The organism is Kitasatospora sp. NPDC087315, assembly GCF_044744345.1.
Lineage (GTDB): Bacteria > Actinomycetota > Actinomycetes > Streptomycetales > Streptomycetaceae > Kitasatospora.
On the sequence record NZ_JBIUYD010000016.1, the window covers coordinates 198,991 to 211,341 of the forward strand.

Sequence of the window (12,351 nt, forward strand, 5' to 3'; positions counted from 1 at the left end):
GGGTACGGGGGGTGTGGGCCGGTTCGTGGGACGGGGCCCGGGACGTGGGGCGCGCGGGACGTGGGCGCCGGGGCGGCGCGGCGGTGTCCCGGACGGCGGGCGGACGGCAGGTCGGGGGTCAGCCGGGTCGGGGTCAGCCGGGGAGCCGGCCGGTGAGGAGGAAGGCGGTCAGCGGGTCGCGGACGCGCGGGTCGGCGAAGTCGACGCCGTGGCCGGCGGCGTCGACGGTGAGCAGGGCGGCCCGGTGGCCCAGGGCGCGCCGGGTCCGGCGGGCGCCGGTGAGGGGGGTGTCGGGGTCGCGCAGGTCCTGCAGGAGAAGGATGTTGCGGGGGCCGGCGCCGGTGATGCGGACCGGGGGTTCGGCGGGGCGGTAGTGCCAGAAGGCGCAGGGCCAGACGTTGCCGGGCATGCCGTTGGTGAGCGGGTGGCGGATACGGTCGGCGGCGGTACGGGCGGCGTAGTAGGCGCTGTCGCGGGGCCAGGGGGTGTCGCCGCACAGGACGGCGTCCTGGGCCGCGATGAAGTTGTCGGGGACGACGCCGGGCAGCGGGCCGGCCGGGCCGTCGGCAGCGGCCGACAAGGCAGCGGCCGGGGTGGCGGCCGGGGTGGCGGGCGGGGTGGTGGGCGGGGTGGCGGCGGCGCGTTGCCAGACGGCGGCGGCGGTCGGGTAGTAGGCGGGTGAGACGAGGGTGGCGTAGGTGACGGTGCGCAGGGCGTTGCCGGTGAGGACGCGTCCGTCGCCCAGGACGAGGGGGGTGGTGTCGAGTCGGGCGGTGAGGCGGTCGTAGGTGGCGCGGACGGCGGCCGGGTCGGCGCCCAGGTGGAGGGTGCTGTCGTGGGCGGCCAGCCAGGCGGCGAGGTCGGGGAAGGCGTCCTCGGCGCCCTGGCCGAGCAGGCCGAGGGCCTGCCGTTCGCCGCCGGGGGCGACGACGCTGTCCAGGACGACGCGGTCGGTGCGGGCGGGGAAGAGGGTGGCGTAGACCTCGCCGAGGTAGGTGCCGTAGGAGGTGCCGAGGTAGGAGATCCGGGGGTCGCCGAGGGCGGCGCGGACGCGGTCGAGGTCGCGGGCGGAGTTGGCGGTGGTGATGTCGGCGAGGTAGCCGCCGGTGCGGGCGGCGCAGCTGTCGGCGACGCGGTGGGCGTGGGCGAGGTTGGCGGTGATGGTGCCGTCCGGGGCGGGGAAGGGGTAGGCGAGGGCGGCCGAGCGGTCGGCGGGCGGCAGGCCGCAGGCGACGGGGGTGCTGTTGCCGATGCCGCGTTCGTCGAGGCCGATCAGGTCGTCGTGGTCGAGGACGGCGGGTGGCAGCTGGGTGGCCATCCGGCTGGGGTGGTCGAGGCCGGAGCCGCCGGGGCCGCCGGGGACCACCAGGAGGTCGCCGTGGCGGTGGGCGGGGGTGGCGGTGCGGATGCGGGAGATCTCCAGGGTGATGGAGCCGGCTTCGGGGTGGCGGTAGTCGCGCGGCACGCGCAGGCTCGCGCACTGCTGGCGCGGGTCCCTGGGGGTGACGGTGCCGTTGGCGTTGGGGGTGGGCGCGGGGCAGGCGCCCCAGGCGGGCGCGGTACGGGCGGGCGCGGTGCGGGCGGGCGCGGTGCGGGCGGGCGCGGTGGCCGCGGCGGCGGGCGGGGCGCAGGTGGGGGCGAGCAGCAGGGCGGCGGCGGTCGCGGCGGCTGCGGTCGCGGCGCGGGGGCGGAACGGCCTTGTGCGGTGGGTGAGTTGGGGCATGGTTCGGACGGTAGGGGGTGGGCGGGGCGGTGGCTTGGACCCGTGGGTGGACTGCCCGCGCCCGGGTCTCCACCCGTTCCTCCACCTGTCCCCGTCCGGTCTCCACCCGGGTGCCGGCGCCCGGGCGGCCTCGCTGATCGCGTCGTCCGGCGCCGCACAACGGCGGCAGTCACGGCCACCGGCAATCATGCTCGAATCATGCCAACTCCCCCAATCAGAACCGATCCGGACATTCTGGGGCGAATTTCAGCCGGGGACCGCAAGCGGATTGCCGTGCACAGCGGTCCTACAGGATCGTCGTTGGTGTAAGCACGAAACGAGACGTGATGGCCGCACTGCAGCGGTCATTGAGATGATTTTCAACACGACGCCGCCCACGCCGGTTGCGAAGTGACCTCCCCGTTCGGCATTCGAATCAAGGAGAACTTGTGATCTCAAAAACGAAGAAGGTCGCGCGTTCCATGGCCGTGGCGTTCGCCGCGGCCGCCGCGTTCACCCTGACCGTGCCGACCGGCAACGCTTTCGCCATCGACCATGTCGAGTGCCGAGGCGGGGAGGACTTCCTGAAGATCTGGTCGCACGACGGCGGCCGTCAGAGCGTGGACTGCTACGCGAACGGCGGAAGGACCTCCTTCGGCGGGTGGTGGGTCGACAGGATCTCCACGGGGAACAACGACTTGATCTACTACGACGACAACGGCGATTCGGTGAAGATCACACGGTGGACCGACATCTCCTTCCCGAACCGTCCGCCGAAGGTCAAGGACATCGAAATCGTGTGACGGGTCAACGGGCCGGCCGCCCCGGGACGGCCGTTCTCACTGATTGTCCATTCCGGGACACCGCCGCCGGGGCGACGGCCCGCACCGTGCGGCGCGGGCCGTCGCCCCGTATGCACGACGTCGCCCGAGCACCATGAACCAGCAGGTCGGAGCAGACACCCGCACGTCCGCCCCGCCCTGCGGGTCACCGAGTTCCTGAGTTCCTGAGTCACCGAGTTCCTGAGTTCCTGAGTTCCTGAGTTCCCGAGTTCCTGGCGAGGAATACATCTTCGCCGTACGGGGTGCCGGAAAGAGGCAGGACCGCACGTGGCCGGCGGCCGTGCGCGGCGTGCACCGCCGGTCCGCGGCCGGCGGGCCGGCGAATCCCGCTCCGGGTCCACACCCCGGGAGCATTCACGCTGTCGAACTTCGTACCACTCACGGAGAATCCGGATGACACTCCCCCACCAACGCCGGGCCGGGGCGGACACTCTTTCCCGGTTCTCGCCCGCCGGGTCCACGCCGGCCGCCGGGCCGGAGGACAACTGATCAGGTCAGCCGTTGAACCATCGCGCCGATCCAGCCCACGATGAACAGGAATCCCCAGATCATCAGGAAATAGGGCACGGCCCTGTAAGCGATCTTCTCGGCCGTCCGGCGGCCATGTCCGGCCGACACCTGATCGAAACCGACCGGTGGAGCCGACCGTCGTTTCCGCAGCACAGAGAAACCGACGGCAACGGCACCGATCCCCAGCAGCAGAATAACCGAGTACCCGTAGACCACTGTTACTCCCACGATTTCGCAGCTGCCATCGCGCAACTCTGTACCGCGTCCGCACGTGCTCATGGCACCCCCCCTGTCCGGTCGGATCATATGACAGTCGGGGAGACCGGTTCCTGCCCGCACGCGGCGTCACCACCTGGCGTCGCCGCTCCACGGAGCTGTCCGGACGGCTGCGCCCGAGGACCCGTTCGTGATCAGCCGCGTCTGCCCGGGCCGGCGCGGGAGAACACGGCGGCGAGAACCCCTCCGCCACAGAGTCCCGGCCGGTCACCGCACCGGCCGGCGCCGCGTCCGGGGCTGCGCGGACGGCCGAGGAGGACGCCGGCCAGGGCCAGCAGCACACCCGTCAGGGGGTGTCGGCCACGGTCACCCATAAGGGGGCTTCGGCATGCTGCTGGTCCTGCGGATCGACCGCGGCCGTGAACAGTGGACCAGCCCCAAACACGGTCCGGCGCACCCCTCTTGCCCCGGACCGCGGCCGTTGAGCCGGGGGCGGGGACCGTCAGACGAGACCGAAGCCGAACTCGCCCGCGGCAACAGCCGTAATGAAAGCCGCACGGGCCCCGGCGGTGAGAACCAGCGCCGGACCCCCGGGGTCCTTCGAGTCACGCACGTACGAGACCGCTTCGCCGGGAGTAGCGAACTCGACGCAGTCGACGTTGTTGCCGCTGTAGCTGGACTTCTTGAACTCCAGCCCGGCCGCAGCGGCGTTACTGACGTGGATCATGCCTTGAACCTGCCCCTCTGGTCGGAAATGAAGCGAAGCGATGCGTCGACGCTCATGGCCTCGGCCGCAACCTGCCTGAACTTCGCCCGGAAGAACTCCACGTTGGCGGGACCACCGACCCGAACCCCGTCGAGCAGACCCTCGATGAGAACGACACCCAGATCCCTCCCCGACTCGGCATCGGCCCGGCATCGCCGGACGCCCCCGATGGACACCCAGGCCCGCCGTGATCACAACTGGCGGTTTCAGAACTACATGGCGCCGACAGAAGGCACCGTCCCGTGCACACGCGCGTACACGGGACAGGCACATCATGGCAACAGGCACACTCCGGCGCACCTCTTGCACCGGACCGTGGCCGTTGAGCCGGGAGCGGGGACCGTCAGAGGCCGATGACGTCGCGCCGCTCACCTCCGGGCTGGTCACCAACGCGCTGTCCCACGGGAAAGGCATCGACGACCTGCCGATCAAGGTGGAGGCCGGCGACACCGGCGCGCTCCGGGCCTCGGTGACCGACCCCGGCAACGGAACACCGCAGGTCCGACAGACGGCTGACATCGACTCCGGCGGGCGCGGCCTGGCCCTGGTGAAGGCACTGGCCACCGACTTCGGCTGGGAGCAGCTGGTCGGCGGAGGCAAAACGGTCTGGTTCACCCTGGAACTGGAGGACCCGTTTCCCACCGGTACGGGGCCGCGGCGACATCGGTCGGCACCGGGCCCGGGCCGCGGATCCTCGCACCCGACGCCCACCGGCGGGTGGCCGGCCCGCGGCCGCCGCCACAGGTACGGGCGTTCCACCGGCGGGCGGCGCTGCGCCGCCCGGTGGCCGCCGCGTGAGCGGGTCGCCGGCCGGCCGAGAGCGGCCCGTGTACCGGCCGCAGCCCGGGGCCGGCACACCGCGCGGGTGTTCGACCGGCGTGAGAAGCGCGCGTTCGACCGGATGCGCCGGGGGGGGGAGGAGGACACGGCCGACCTGGCACCGGCCCCTGAGGACCTGGCGGGCCTGAGGACCTGGTGGACCTGGTGGACCTGGTGGAGAAGTTCGTGAAGGTCAAGGTCGATGAGCTGATCGGTCCACACCGTGCCGACATGCGGGACGTGCGGGACGTGCGGGACGTGCGGGAGGCCGCGAAAGCCTCCGCGTACGGTCCGGCTCCGGCCCGGCGGCCCCGCCGCCGCGGACAGACCCCCGGTGGCCCGCTGGTGCTCACGCGGGCCACCGGGTACCAACCCCCGCTCGTCACCGGCCGGGTCGTGGAAGAGCGCTGTGGCACCCCTGGGGGCCACACCCCCGCGAGCGCGGGCGCCGTACCGCGCCGGCACCAGCGGCAACCAGCCGTCCGTCACAACCGGGCGGCACACCAGACGGGGCCCTGCCCGTAGGTGCGGGCACCTTGAACGGGCCGGGCCCCACCCCCCTCGTGCCGGAACGCAAGAGGAACGGACACAGACAGGCATGGACAGCGAGAGAGCCCGCCACACGGCGGCTTCGACAGCCCCGGCAGCGACGGGCCTGGGGATCGAGGGGCTGCGAGCGATCACCCGGACCGCGTTCGCCCCCGTCGAAACTAGAACAGTGAGGCCCCACGGGCTGCTGCGCTCAGGGCTGGTCGTACCAGGAGAACGCCGCGATCCGCCAGCCCTCCGGGGTGCGGACGAACTGGATGGTCTTGGTCCCGCCACCCTCGAACGGCTCGCCGTCCAGAACGCCGGCCTTGCGGTACTCGCCGAAGCGCGACGCGATGTCGCCCACGATCTCGGTCCGCTCGGAGGTCTCCCACTCCGAGAACTCGACCAACCGCCCGCCGGCGAGCAGGCGTTCGCGCGGCTCGATGAACTCGTCCACGGTGTAGACCGTGTACTTCGGCCCGGTCAGCACGATCACACCACCCGAAATGACCAGCCGACGGATCCGGCTCACGTCCGCGACCTCGCCGCCGCGGTTGTCGAAAGCCCCGAAGAACTCGGCGGTTATCGCATCAATCTCGATCTTGGACATGGTGCGACAGTAACACCGGCAGGGAGCAACGGACATGGCGTCGAAGCCACTTCGGCCCAGCACACCCACCAGATCACACAACTTTGCAACAGCCCCGATCCACGACCAGGACACCACCTTCACCGACGCCGTCACCCACACAGGCAGACACCCGCTGACCGAACACCTGCTCACAAACGAGGACTTACCGCCCACCACCGGCGAAATCACCGACCCCACCCTCCGACCGACCCACCGCACCCCGACAACGAACCCGTCAGCACGGCCGACCAGCACGGCCGACCAGCACGGCGACCGCCGACCCGTCGCAGACCCGAACAACCACCGCATCACACCAGACCCGCCAAGCACCAGGCCCGACAAGCACCATCGACACACCCGGACCTCCACACCAACAACCCCGCCACAGACCAACCATCACCAACCACCCGAGAACCTCCGACACTTCACCAGACACCAACTACAGCCAGGCACCCCACCAAGATCAGGTGGACCATGATGCACCGGCCCAAACCGCGGCCCTGGTGGGCAGGCAGGACGCAGCGCCGACGATCCGGAACACCGCGCCACCGTCACCTACCCGGCGTCAGGGACCCAGACCGTTCTGTCCTCCGCGGATGCGAGCAGGTCGGAAGTCGGATCCGACAACACCTGGACGAGGAACTCGGCCATACCCCCGTCCGCTTTCGACCAGGCCCGGGCCGCGGGCGCCCCCCGGAACCACACAACCACCGGCCACCGGCCACCGATCAGGATCTGGATCACCCGTCAGCCAGAAGCAGCGATCCCCGTTGTAATTGCAACCCCACTCAAGCAGCCCGCCAGGATCCGGGAACATCGGATACGGGAAGAGCTCGGGATAGCTCGCACGCAGCCCATTGAACATCGGACCAACTTCAAGGATCGTACGAGCAACCATGCGCGCGAATCCACCGGAAGTCCATCCGACCGGCCCTGCAGTCAGCGGTGAATGGACGCAAAGTTCACCTCCGATGGCACCTCGGCCAAATATGTTGATGAAATCCTGATAGTCGGCCGGAAACTCCACTCCGACCTCGACCAGTGAACCATTCCAGGGCACCTCATAGCCCGCACCGGAACCCGGAACATTCAGCAGCTCGACAAGGGAAGCCACCGAAACATTCACCTAAACCCTCCTGTCCGTCATCAGTAATTGCACCAGGCCGCCACCTGGAGGCGTTGACCCGGACCACCACTCAACGACAACCCGGCAGGCCACGACTCCCACAGAACCACTGACCCTATACCTGACCAGCGAGAACACGGCGCCCCCACCCGAAAAGACAACAGCTTCTGAACACCACACCACTGCGCCTGGGCGGGTTTGGGAAGTCGGACCCGCCGACTTCCCAAACCACGCCCGGGCAGGCAGACGGCTTCGCACAGCGGCTCGTCCGTGTGACCAATCAGACCCAGGGTGCCTCAAACCAATCCCGGGCAGCCACCGCGTCACGCCGGGCCCGGCAATCGCCGTGGGTGCGCTCGGGCCTCCGCACGAACAGCCGCGCCACAGACCGACCGTCGTTAACAGCCTGAGGGGATCCGGCACTTCACCAGGCACTTACTGCGGCCGGGGGCCGCAATCGGCTTTCGCACCGCGCGGTAGACCGTCTCACCGATTTCAGCTATGGCATCCGATGCACCAGGGGTATGGCCAGTCACGCTATTCCACCCATCCGCTTGGCGAATACCTCCCCATGCATCAGTGTCCCCACCGCAGGTTGGCGGCCTGGCCCCGTCCGGGGTGAGGGCGAGTCAGGAGCGGCGCCACCCTGATCGTCGACCCCGGAGCGGTACAGGCGGACGGACGCACAGCGCACAAAGCTCCGCTGCGCCGCCCCGTCCGGGAGAACGAACCGCCTGGCCGACGGGGCGTCGGGATCCGTGGCGGTGTCCGGCTCCTCCGCGATGGTGAGCTCGCCCCGGTCAAGAACCGGATGCAGTTTCACTCGACACGCAAACAAGATCAACCAGCGAACCGTCGGCCGCCGCAAATTGCTCGCTAATCACCCCTCCTCGGGGACCCAGATGGGCACCGAGGGGTCCTGGAACGCGAGGTCGGCCAGTTCCGGGGTCTCGCCGGCGACCACCAGGAGGAGGAACTCGACCATTCCCACGTCGTACCGGCTCCAGGCATCCGGAAACCGCCCCCTGTGCCACACGATGACGGGCCAGCAATCCGGATCGTCCCCCTCCGTCAACCAGAAGCAGATATCACCGTTGTAGTTCCCCGCCCAAACGAGCAGCCCGCCGGCCTCCGGGTAGACCGGGTACGGGCAGAGGTCGAACGACTCCTCCCGCATGGCCCTGAACTGAAGGCCAATGTCCTCGGTGGTCCGACGGACCATGCGGGAGATCCCACCCTCCCCTGCCGCTCCCCCAGGGCGCAGCAGCGGGTCGAGGACCCCGAGGTCACCCCGAACCTCCCCGGCGCCGAAGACGTCGACGAACTCCCGGTAGGCCGAAGGGAACCCAAGGCCGGCCTCCTCCTGTGCCCTGTCCCACGACACGCGAGGAGCGTCCTCCCGGGCCCTCCACCCCGCCAGGCCGGAGAGCCTCCTCACGTCATCGCGCATGCGGACACCAGGTGGCCTCAGCAGCAACCGGCTTCAAGGCTGTGGCCATCCCTTTCGCTGTAAACATCCGACGCACTGCAGTCAACGAGAACTCCCCTGGAATCCCGGACCTGGATCTTGAATCGGTATTTAAATGGAGTCATACTGCCGGCGTACATATAGTCGGACACCACCGGCATCTCCACGAGATTCTCCTTGATCGCCAGCTTTCTGGCCACCACCGCCTGAATTCCTGTCATTTTGCCAACGTTGACGGGGGTGGTCCAGCAGGGTGCCAGGTTCGCCTGGACGAAGCTGCAGCCCGGCAGCGTCCGGGAACACGCGAAGGGGAACAGCTGGTCTGCGCGGCAGACCCGGCGGTGGCGCCCATGGCGGGAGTACACCTCCGCCACCGGCAGGCCGACCCCGCCTTCACTACCCCACCCAATTCCAGTCGCCCTGGTACCGCCACATCGGCTCGTCGGAATTGGCCGGCGCCACCTCGTCCGCGTACACGTACGTGCCGTCGACAACGGCAAGCAGGAACGCCGCGAATCCTCCGTCGAAACGGTCCCACTCCTCCAGGCTCCGGTAGAACGCGACCACCGGCCAGGAATCCGGATCCTCACCCTCGGTCAGCCAGAAGAACTGGTCAGCGTTGAGGTTAGAGCCCCGGGAGAGGATCCCACCGCGCTCAGGGTGGACAGGGTACGGGCAGTCCGGGTCAGCGGCCAGCTCGGCGGCGATCCCGTCCGTCGTCCTACGCACGAACCCGGGGAAGCCGACGATCGGCCCGCCGTCGTAGGAGCGCAGGGGCGGCACCGGCACAGACAGCTCGCCATTGATCCGCACGCACCCGTACCGGTCCACGAACTCCCGATAGTCCGCCGGGAAGGCGAAGCCGACCTCCGCGAGGGAACGCTCCCACGGTGTAGCCGCCGGCCGTTGCGAGGGTTCACCGAAAATCTGGGCCAGACGGCCGAGTTCCATGTTCACCCGAGTTCCATGTTCATCTTCTGTCCAGTAGCTCGATAGTGATGTTGCCACTTGCAAGGGTTCCGCAGCTCCCCTTCAGGGCCCGGCCAGGCAGCCGTGGGCTCCCGCAGGACGCTTCGCGACCGACGCCCCCGGACCTGCGCCCAGGTCGACCACATCCTCCATGGCCCAGCAGTCGATCCAGCGTCCCTTGCCGCCGTTATCACCCACCGCGCTCGCCGGACGGCGGTCGAGGCAACTGCGGTGCTTGTCCTCTTCCTGTGGATTGTTGCCCGCACCCGGAACGGGGGCGGCCTCCGTCCTCGGGGTCACGTTGGGGACGAGCGTCAGCATCGCGAGCAGGTCGGCGCTGCCGCAGGAGGCGGCGATGACGCTGAGGATGTCGCGGGGGTCCCTGGCTGCCCAGTCGAACTGGGAGACCGGGCGCTCGACCGCATGCAGACCGCAACGCCGTTTTCGCATCGGCTGGTGCCGCTACATGCCGGACACCCCGACAACCCAGCGCACCACGGCCGGGGAAGAGGCCGGACCCGGTGCCGGACAGGGACCGCCCCAGCGGCGCCCCGCCCGTCGGACACGCGCCGGAGCCGCAGCTGCTGATCCCGGCGAAGAGCGCGGCGCTGCGGTCGAACCGCTCCGCGTGATACCCGGTGACATCCGGCAGTAGAACGTCGAACGGACCTCCGCGCAGCTCCCGGTGCTCGCAGCCCGGCTTCAACTCTGAAGCGGCGACGGGCCGGAAGCCGGGACTGAAAACCTCTCCCCCGCCTGGGCATCCGGCAGCTCTGTCAGTACTCCCTCCAGTTCTGGTACGTGTGCGGGGGATCATTCCAAGAGCCGTCACTGAACGGATTGGGCACCGTTCCGTCGAGAAGACCGACGAGAAACTCCCCGAACCCCATCTCGAAGCGGGTCCACGGGTCAGTGCCATACCGTGGCTGACGCTTGAAAACGACGACTTCCCATCCTTCGGGATCAGTCGAATCACAGATCCAGAACGCCATATCCCCGTTGATGGTCGTCGCGAAAGGAAGAATTCTCGCCTCCGACAGGACCTGCGAACGGCCTTCGCTATCCGACTGCGGCTCTTCGCGCGGATCGAAATCCAGCCCTTCTAGCAGTCTGCCCGAGGGAGAGCCGTTCGCCGGTGGAGTCCGGAACGCAAGATACTCGTTCAGTTCGCCACCTCCGTATACCACCACGAAGTCGCGGTAGTCAGCTGGAAGACGCAAGCCTGTGGTGCGCGCGAGTTCGTCCCAGTCAATGACATCACCTTGGGCATCTGACATCCCGAGCATGACGGACAGGTTGCTGATCGCCGGATGCATCATCTGGTCTCCTCTACCAAGAGAACGGTGCCATCAATCACCGAACATCCCTGCATCCTGCCCCGAACGGCTGTCGATCGGGAAGCCCAGGTTCTTCCAGCCGCTCCCCGCCGTGTAGATCAGGTTCGACACCGTCTCCGAGTCCCCTCGGAGCAATCGCCCGCCTGGACTCCACGCCACGTAGGTCATCTCGATCTCGTAAGGAGCCATTCGATTTCCATCGTAGTACGGGGTGACCTGATAGAAGACAATGTTTCCGCCGTCTATCTCGGCCTTCACCTGATTCTCGAAGTGCAGCATGCTGTCGATCGGCCCGAGACGCGCACTGTTTCCGTTGAGCTTTCCGACGTACGAGTTCGCATCACTGCCACAGGGAACTAGGTTCGCCAGATTGGTCCCGGAACCAGACAGCTGGGCGCCGAGAAGATGACAGGCATTCACGTCAGACCGATCTCCACCCCAATATATCACCTGGTTACGCGCCCAGTCATAGCCGGCAGGCTTGATGCCCTTACGAACCTCCGTTTCCGTTCCCTTATTCGCCAAGAGGTATGCGCTGTCAAGGCATGCCGTCACACCCGTCGCACGGCCACCATTACCAGCATCCACCTGTCCATGGTTGACCCAGCCGACGCCATTCAGCCGACATCCACGGTCTCGGCCCGGTTCGTCCCCGGCCCCGGCCGCGTCGGGCTGGGGGCCGGGGAGTATCAGGAATTCGGCTCTGTCCCGTAATCGTGGTAACGAAGCGTGACGGGTGTCGTTGGCAGGTCATGCGAGATGTCAACGAGCTTGTGGGCACGGTGTTTTCCGGGTTGTCGCCGCTGGTGATCGAGGACGTAGTGGACGAGGGCGAGGTGATTCGGGTGGTGGCCCGGACCCAGGACGGTCCGGTGCCCTGCCCGGTCCGCGGGGCGCCGACGGACCGGGTGCATGGCTTCCATCACCGGACGGTGGCGGACGTGCCGGCGGACGGCCGGCGGGTGCTCGTGGTGGTGCGCGTTCGCCGACTGGCCTGCCCGGTGCTGGGCTGCGGACGGCAGACGTTCCGCGAGCAGGTGCCCAGCCTGCTGGAACGCTACCAACGTCGCACGAACCGCCTTACGAGCCAACTCGGTTCCGTGGTAAAAGAGTTAGCGGGACGAGCCGCGTCGCGGCTCCTGGAGGTGCTCGCCGCGCCGGCCTCCCGGTCCACGGCCTTGCGGATGCTGTTGCGAGTGTCGCTGCCCGCACGGCGGGTGCCGCAGGTTCTGGGCGTGGACGACTTCGCCCCGCGCCGCCGCCACCGCTACGCGACCGTGCTGATCGACGCCGAGACCGGCGAGCGGATCGACGTCCTGCCTGGGCGGGGTGCCGACACCCTGGAGGCGTGGCTGCGCGAGCACCCGGGTGTCGAGATCGTGTGCCGGGACGGCTCCGGGGCCTACGGCGAGGCCGTTCGCCGAGCTTTGCCCG

15 protein-coding genes are annotated in these 12,351 nt (G+C 68.7%); 3 read left to right on the forward strand and 12 right to left on the reverse strand.

Annotated elements, in window-relative coordinates:
• Positions 1 to 133 precede the first annotated feature (133 nt).
• Positions 134 to 1,723 carry an alpha/beta hydrolase gene (locus ACIO5D_RS23770; RefSeq protein ID WP_400797563.1) on the reverse strand — a complete coding sequence of 530 codons (1,590 nt, stop codon included), beginning with the start codon at positions 1,721 to 1,723 and terminating at the stop codon, positions 134 to 136.
• 428 nt (positions 1,724 to 2,151) lie between these two features.
• On the opposite strand from ACIO5D_RS23770, the gene ACIO5D_RS23775 reads away from it, so the two are divergent.
• Positions 2,152 to 2,505 carry a beta/gamma crystallin domain-containing protein gene (locus ACIO5D_RS23775; RefSeq protein ID WP_363606113.1) on the forward strand — a complete coding sequence of 118 codons (354 nt, stop codon included), beginning with the start codon at positions 2,152 to 2,154 and terminating at the stop codon, positions 2,503 to 2,505.
• Between the two features lie 528 nt (positions 2,506 to 3,033).
• On the opposite strand, the gene ACIO5D_RS23780 is transcribed toward ACIO5D_RS23775, so the two are convergent.
• From ACIO5D_RS23780 to ACIO5D_RS23790, 3 genes are all read right to left on the reverse strand, one after another.
• On the reverse strand, positions 3,034 to 3,333 hold the full coding sequence (locus ACIO5D_RS23780; protein ID WP_400797566.1) for a hypothetical protein: 300 nt from the start codon (positions 3,331 to 3,333) through the stop codon (positions 3,034 to 3,036).
• A gap of 439 nt (positions 3,334 to 3,772) precedes the next feature.
• Complete coding sequence (locus tag ACIO5D_RS23785) at positions 3,773 to 3,997, reverse strand: DUF397 domain-containing protein (protein ID WP_400652587.1); 225 nt, start codon at positions 3,995 to 3,997, stop codon at positions 3,773 to 3,775.
• Positions 3,994 to 4,212 carry a hypothetical protein gene (locus tag ACIO5D_RS23790; protein ID WP_400797568.1) on the reverse strand — a complete coding sequence of 73 codons (219 nt, stop codon included), beginning with the start codon at positions 4,210 to 4,212 and terminating at the stop codon, positions 3,994 to 3,996. Before ACIO5D_RS23790 ends, ACIO5D_RS23785 begins: the two co-directional genes overlap by 4 nt.
• Before the next feature lie 146 nt (positions 4,213 to 4,358).
• Here ACIO5D_RS23790 and ACIO5D_RS23795 point away from each other — a divergent pair, with 146 nt between their 5' ends.
• Positions 4,359 to 5,045, forward strand: coding sequence for an ATP-binding protein (locus tag ACIO5D_RS23795; RefSeq protein WP_400797571.1), 687 nt, complete (start codon positions 4,359 to 4,361; stop codon positions 5,043 to 5,045).
• A gap of 552 nt (positions 5,046 to 5,597) precedes the next feature.
• Here ACIO5D_RS23795 and ACIO5D_RS23800 read toward each other — a convergent pair.
• From ACIO5D_RS23800 to ACIO5D_RS23835, 8 genes are all read right to left on the reverse strand, one after another.
• Complete coding sequence (locus tag ACIO5D_RS23800; RefSeq protein ID WP_400797574.1) at positions 5,598 to 5,996, reverse strand: DUF4440 domain-containing protein; 399 nt, start codon at positions 5,994 to 5,996, stop codon at positions 5,598 to 5,600.
• Positions 5,997 to 6,582: 586 nt separating this feature from the next.
• Positions 6,583 to 7,143: a hypothetical protein gene (locus ACIO5D_RS23805; RefSeq protein WP_400797577.1), complete on the reverse strand. Its 561-nt coding sequence runs from the start codon at positions 7,141 to 7,143 to the stop codon at positions 6,583 to 6,585.
• Between the two features lie 880 nt (positions 7,144 to 8,023).
• Entirely contained in the window at positions 8,024 to 8,593 is a 570-nt protein-coding gene (locus ACIO5D_RS23810) for a hypothetical protein (protein WP_363615116.1), read from the reverse strand.
• A 17-nt stretch (positions 8,594 to 8,610) separates the two neighbouring features.
• A complete protein-coding gene (locus ACIO5D_RS23815; RefSeq protein ID WP_400797580.1) occupies positions 8,611 to 8,832 on the reverse strand; it encodes a hypothetical protein in 222 nt (73 codons plus the stop codon).
• Positions 8,833 to 9,007: 175 nt separating this feature from the next.
• The gene (locus tag ACIO5D_RS23820; RefSeq protein WP_400797582.1) at positions 9,008 to 9,568 is read right to left on the reverse strand and encodes a hypothetical protein; all 561 of its coding nucleotides are present in this window, start codon (positions 9,566 to 9,568) and stop codon (positions 9,008 to 9,010) included.
• A 75-nt stretch (positions 9,569 to 9,643) separates the two neighbouring features.
• A complete protein-coding gene (locus ACIO5D_RS23825; protein WP_400797585.1) occupies positions 9,644 to 10,030 on the reverse strand; it encodes a hypothetical protein in 387 nt (128 codons plus the stop codon).
• Between the two features lie 326 nt (positions 10,031 to 10,356).
• Positions 10,357 to 10,899 (reverse strand): SMI1/KNR4 family protein, encoded by a 543-nt coding sequence (locus ACIO5D_RS23830; RefSeq protein WP_400797588.1) that lies wholly within the window; start codon positions 10,897 to 10,899, stop codon positions 10,357 to 10,359.
• Between the two features lie 30 nt (positions 10,900 to 10,929).
• Positions 10,930 to 11,505 (reverse strand): DNA/RNA non-specific endonuclease, encoded by a 576-nt coding sequence (locus tag ACIO5D_RS23835; RefSeq protein WP_400797591.1) that lies wholly within the window; start codon positions 11,503 to 11,505, stop codon positions 10,930 to 10,932.
• Positions 11,506 to 11,669: 164 nt separating this feature from the next.
• Between ACIO5D_RS23835 and ACIO5D_RS23840 the strand changes: the two genes are divergently transcribed.
• A partial coding sequence (locus ACIO5D_RS23840) for an ISL3 family transposase (RefSeq protein ID WP_400797594.1) occupies positions 11,670 to 12,351 on the forward strand: 682 nt, incomplete at its 3' end.

Excerpts from the sequence above, each read along its gene's own strand:
- ACIO5D_RS23800 (WP_400797574.1), bottom strand. The coding sequence starts at position 5,996 with ATGTCCAAGATCGAGATTGATGCGATAACCGCCGAGTTCTTCGGGGCT.
- ACIO5D_RS23815 (WP_400797580.1), bottom strand. The coding sequence starts at position 8,832 with ATGACAGGAATTCAGGCGGTGGTGGCCAGAAAGCTGGCGATCAAGGAG.
- ACIO5D_RS23830 (WP_400797588.1), bottom strand. The coding sequence starts at position 10,899 with ATGATGCATCCGGCGATCAGCAACCTGTCCGTCATGCTCGGGATGTCA.
- ACIO5D_RS23770 (WP_400797563.1), bottom strand. The coding sequence starts at position 1,723 with ATGCCCCAACTCACCCACCGCACAAGGCCGTTCCGCCCCCGCGCCGCG.
- ACIO5D_RS23810 (WP_363615116.1), bottom strand. The coding sequence starts at position 8,593 with ATGCGCGATGACGTGAGGAGGCTCTCCGGCCTGGCGGGGTGGAGGGCC.
- ACIO5D_RS23825 (WP_400797585.1), bottom strand. The coding sequence starts at position 10,030 with ATGCGAAAACGGCGTTGCGGTCTGCATGCGGTCGAGCGCCCGGTCTCC.
- ACIO5D_RS23785 (WP_400652587.1), bottom strand. The coding sequence starts at position 3,997 with ATGATCCACGTCAGTAACGCCGCTGCGGCCGGGCTGGAGTTCAAGAAG.
- ACIO5D_RS23780 (WP_400797566.1), bottom strand. The coding sequence starts at position 3,333 with ATGAGCACGTGCGGACGCGGTACAGAGTTGCGCGATGGCAGCTGCGAA.